This is a genomic window from Bartonella vinsonii subsp. berkhoffii ATCC 51672, assembly GCF_902825225.1.
In the GTDB taxonomy this organism is placed as follows: Bacteria; Pseudomonadota; Alphaproteobacteria; order Rhizobiales; family Rhizobiaceae; genus Bartonella; species Bartonella berkhoffii.
In genome coordinates this window covers 1-4,435 of sequence record NZ_CADEAK010000031.1, presented here as the reverse complement: position 1 = coordinate 4,435, position 4,435 = coordinate 1, and the positions used below count along the sequence as shown (strand labels likewise).

Genomic DNA, 4,435 nt, shown 5'->3' with positions numbered 1-4,435 from the left:
TTATTGTGGTCAAGGTGGAAGACAAACCCGTGCATGAGGTTTTTTATCAGCGTCTTTTAAATGCAACCATCACTGATCATGCTGGCAATGAAGCCGATAGATTTGAAGCGGAGTTTGATGATCGTGGTAATGATTTAGAGGTTCCGCAAAGCAATAGCGCTCTGCAGGTGATCTTTGGCTATGAGAACAGCATCAGTGCTTTTATGGGGCGTTTTGTTGTCGAATCGGTTGTCAGTATCGGGGGCAGTGATGGAGAGATCTTGCGCCTTTGTGGCAAAAGCGCCTCAATGCGTAAAGAACTCAAAGAACAAACAAGTGAACATTTTGATCACAAAACCGTTGGCGAGATTGTTGAAACCCTGGCCAAACGCCATGGTTATCAAGCAAAAATCAGTCCTCAATTCACGCACAAAACTTTGCCTTATGTGATTCGTACGGATCAATCGGCTGTTGATTTTTTAACCCGCCTTGCAGACCGCATGCAGGCACGTTTTTTAATCAAGGACAATAAGTTTTTATTTTTAAGTGGCGACAATTTACCGGTCCTCGAACTTCATAAGCATGACTGCTCCAGTTGGGAATTCACGTTAGAGCCACGCACCCAATATGGCAGCGTTGAATCAACCTACTTTGATCGCTCGCAAGGAAAGCAGCTGTCTGTCAAATATTGCACAAATCTCCAAGGCCCCACACGGCGTTTGCGTGGTTGCTATCCTTGTAAAGAGGAAGCTTTAGCCGCTGCCGCATCAGAATCAGATCGGCTGTGTCGTAGCATGGGCAGTGGTTCTTTGTCCCTTGAAGGGCGCCCCGAAATCATGGCCGATCAACCTCTCATTTTGCAAGGGTTCCGGAAGCAAATCAATGGACCATGGAAAGCCGCAACCGTCACCCACCGCTATGAGAAACAAAGCGGCTATACCACAGACATTACTCTTGAAGCACAAGACAAGGGGAAAGAGCCATGGGAAAAGTCAACCTCGTAGAGTGTAGTGAACGAGACAATCAAAGGGACAATATATCTTCATTTGGAGAAGTTCCATACAATCTTGAAGCTGAACAAGCCTTACTTGGGGCAATTCTCATAAGCAATGATGCCCTTGATCGTGTTTCGGACTTTCTTAAAGCAAAGCATTTTTTTGAACCCTTGCATCAAAAGATCTTTGCGGTTGCCTCACAGATGATCCATAAGGGAAAACTTGCTAATCCCGTGACCATGAAACCCTTTCTTCCAGCAGAAGAAAAAATTGGTGAGATTACTGTCTTTCATTATGTTGTGCGTCTCGCTAAAGAAGCAATCACCATCAGTAATGCGCAAGATTACGGGCGGGTTATTTATGATCTTTTCCTGCGACGCTGTTTGATTACTCTTGGGCATCAGGTTGTTCATACAGCTTTTGACGCTCCTGTAGAGTTGAGCCCCTCACAACAGATTGAAAGGATTGAACAGCAATTGTTTGAGTTGGCCGAAAAGGGAAAATATGGCGGTGGATTTGAAAACTTTGAGACAGCCATTGCAAAAGCACTGAACATGGCAAGCGCTGCAAAAAAGCGTTCCTCAAGGCTTTCAGGAATCGCAACCCATATAAAAACCCTTGATGAGAAAATGGGAGGGTTACAAAAATCTGATCTCATTATCATCGCTGGACGCCCCGGAATGGGGAAAACCTCTCTTGCAACCAACATTGCCTTTAACATTGCCAATGCTTTCACACGTGATGACCAGACACAAGAACAAGACAATGAGGGAGGCATTGTTGGATTCTTCTCGTTGGAAATGTCTTCAGAACAACTAGCAACCCGCATTCTTTCTGAACAAACGGAGGTCTCTTCTTCTGATATCAGACGGGGCAATCTCTCAGAACAGCAATTTACTAAACTCATCCACATGACGCGTTCTCTGCAAAAAGCCCCGCTTTATATCGATCAAACGGGTGGTCTGTCTGTTACTCAATTGGCAGCACGTGCAAGGCGTTTAAAGAGACAACATGGTTTGGATGTGTTGATGATTGATTATATCCAGCTTATGACGGGTCATACAAAGCGTTCCTCAGACAGCCGTGTGCAAGAAATGACAGCCATTACCATGGCTCTTAAGGCATTAGCCAAAGAGCTGAATATTCCTATCATTGCTCTTTCACAGCTTTCACGCCAAGTTGAAAACCGCACGGATAAGCGTCCACAACTGTCGGATTTGCGTGAATCCGGTTCGATTGAGCAAGATGCCGATATTGTTTTGTTTGTCTATCGTGAAGAATATTACTTGAAAAATGAACAGCCGAAAGAAGGCAGCGTTGAATTTGTCAAATGGCAAGAGAAGATGGATCAGGTGAGGGGGCAAGCTGAAGTGATTATAGCCAAACAACGCCATGGTCCTACAGGCACTGTTCCTCTTGCTTTCCAATCTGATTACACGCGTTTCAGTGATCTCTAAAGAAAAGCATAAGAGAAAAATATGCATAAAAGGGGCGATAAATGACCTTTGAAAGGTCTTTGAAGACCCTTTGAGAGCCCTTTGAAAAAACGAAAATCCTTTGAAAAGGAGGTCATTTTTACAAAATATGATGCAAATGATATAAAATTTGTTGGTCTCTGTATGCATCTTTTACAGATTTGAGGTGTCAAATAATAGGATTGCTGGAAGAGATGAATCATCTCAAATTATGATTCTGGGCAGAGCAAAATAAGACTCATGAAAGCAGCTCTGAGAACTGCCTAAAAAGACCTTTGAAAAAAATAAATTGGTACAAAACCTACTGTCAAATTATACAAAACCTAGTGGCAAGCTACAACCTTAAAAAAACACATGTAAAATCAATAAGTTATTGGTTTGTAAAAACTAAGTGGCGGAGGGGGTGGGGGCGTTATATTTATATGTAATCAATAGGTTATATAAAAGTTCGGGAATTTTGATTCCATTGATTCTTTTAACTTTTTTCCTGTCTATCCCGAACTTTTTTGAAGCTTTTTTATTGCTTCTATTGCTAGCCGTTTTCTATCTGCTGTTTTGGTATAGAGTGAAGCCATTTTATCTTCTGTCCAGCCAAAAAGCGCTTTCATTTGTGAAACTGTAGCACCAGCATTTGCTGCGCGCGTTGCCGCCAATTTTCTCAAACCGTGTGCTGATTTTTTTATTCCAACCGCGTTACAAGCATGTCGAAATGCATTTCCAAAGCTTTCTTTGGTGAATTTTTGATTAAGTTTACTACAGATGAATGTTTCTTCTCCAATAGGACCAATTTTAAGGGTTTCTGCTAATTCAGGTAAAATGGGAAGAAAAACATCTGTTTTAAATTGGCTCTTTTCTGTTTTGAGATAAATAATATTATCTTTAACATCTTTCCAACCAATACGAACGGCGTCACCACGGCGCAAGCCCGTATAAAGAAGAACATCAATCCAGACGCGTTCATGTGTACCATGTGACCAATGGTGATAATATTTGTCTATATCCTCTTCTAGCCATGGCAGCAATCCCTCGCTGTTCAGAGATTTTGGTGCTTTTATATTAAAGGCAGGATTTCTATTTAAAAGGGCATTATCAACCGCCCAATTAAAGAGACCGTTTAAAGAGGTCAAAAAATGTTTTGCCGCTGCGGGAGTATCTCGCCTTCTGTCTACGGCGTCAAGGATATGATGTTTTTCTATGCTTTTATATGCGCGATCACCAATATGTTTAGAAACATTGTTTAGAATTCTATACTTAACTTTTTTAGTGGATTCTGATTGATTATGCCATTGCATGCTTTGTAAATACTGATGCAGCAACCAATCGAAAGATCCTTCTGTAAGTCTGGTTTGTTTTATTTTCTTGGAGGGACCATTTTGCGCTTGTTGAATGGCAATCGTATAGTTGTCAACAAACTCTTGTGTCCCATAGGTTCCTTCAATTCGAAATCGTGGTCCATGACCAATACGCACATACCATATGGTTTTACCATGGCGTGTACGTTCACGAACAAGATGTGGTGGACGACATTTTGGCATGGCTAAAACTTTATATCGTCAACAGGGGGGCAAGATTTATTGGTGCTATATTCTTCTTGTTCATTTTCAAGCGGTGGAAAATCATCAATGCTATAAGTATTATCTGTCGTTTTGGGTGGAATGATTTTATTGATATGAATTAATAATTCTCCTGTAGGTTTGATTTCTATTAATTCACATCCTTGTTTTTTTGCTTCTCTTAAGGCGCGAGCAATAGCTGGTTGCGTGATAGTAGGTGGGCGGTGTCCCATATTGTTTCCCCTTAATTTTAGATGCAATTCACTTGTGGCGTGAATCACGCATTGGTTGAAAGTTGTTAGGAAAGGGCGGGGATGCTCGGGAGGAGAGGAGCACCCCCATAGCTTTAAGCAGCTTTTGTCAAAATCTTTTTCATGTCTTGCTCTATTTCCGCTAAAAAAACTTCAACTGCTTTGTTAATCTCTTCAATGTG

Annotated in this window: 4 protein-coding genes and 1 pseudogene; 2 read left to right on the top strand and 3 right to left on the bottom strand. The window is 41.6% G+C overall.

The genetic code is table 11. From position 1 onward, the window contains the following. Positions 1-2 precede the first annotated feature (2 nt). Together J7R10_RS07705 and J7R10_RS07700 are read left to right on the top strand one after the other, a co-directional pair. Positions 3-983 carry a phage late control D family protein gene (locus J7R10_RS07705; RefSeq protein ID WP_246787415.1) on the top strand — a complete coding sequence of 327 codons (981 nt, stop codon included), beginning with the start codon at positions 3-5 and terminating at the stop codon, positions 981-983. Beyond that, a complete protein-coding gene (locus J7R10_RS07700; protein WP_010704527.1) occupies positions 962-2,431 on the top strand; it encodes a replicative DNA helicase in 1,470 nt (489 codons plus the stop codon). The genes J7R10_RS07705 and J7R10_RS07700 overlap by 22 nt, the downstream gene beginning before the upstream one ends. A gap of 509 nt (positions 2,432-2,940) precedes the next feature. On the opposite strand, the gene J7R10_RS07695 is transcribed toward J7R10_RS07700, so the two are convergent. The 3 genes and pseudogenes from J7R10_RS07695 to J7R10_RS07685 form a co-directional block, all read right to left on the bottom strand. Next, the gene (locus tag J7R10_RS07695; protein ID WP_010705728.1) at positions 2,941-3,984 is read right to left on the bottom strand and encodes a tyrosine-type recombinase/integrase; all 1,044 of its coding nucleotides are present in this window, start codon (positions 3,982-3,984) and stop codon (positions 2,941-2,943) included. Between the two features lie 2 nt (positions 3,985-3,986). Beyond that, the gene (locus J7R10_RS07690; protein ID WP_010705727.1) at positions 3,987-4,235 is read right to left on the bottom strand and encodes a hypothetical protein; all 249 of its coding nucleotides are present in this window, start codon (positions 4,233-4,235) and stop codon (positions 3,987-3,989) included. Between the two features lie 113 nt (positions 4,236-4,348). Further along, positions 4,349-4,435 (bottom strand): annotated as a pseudogene (locus tag J7R10_RS07685) (lambda exonuclease family protein); the annotation flags it as partial.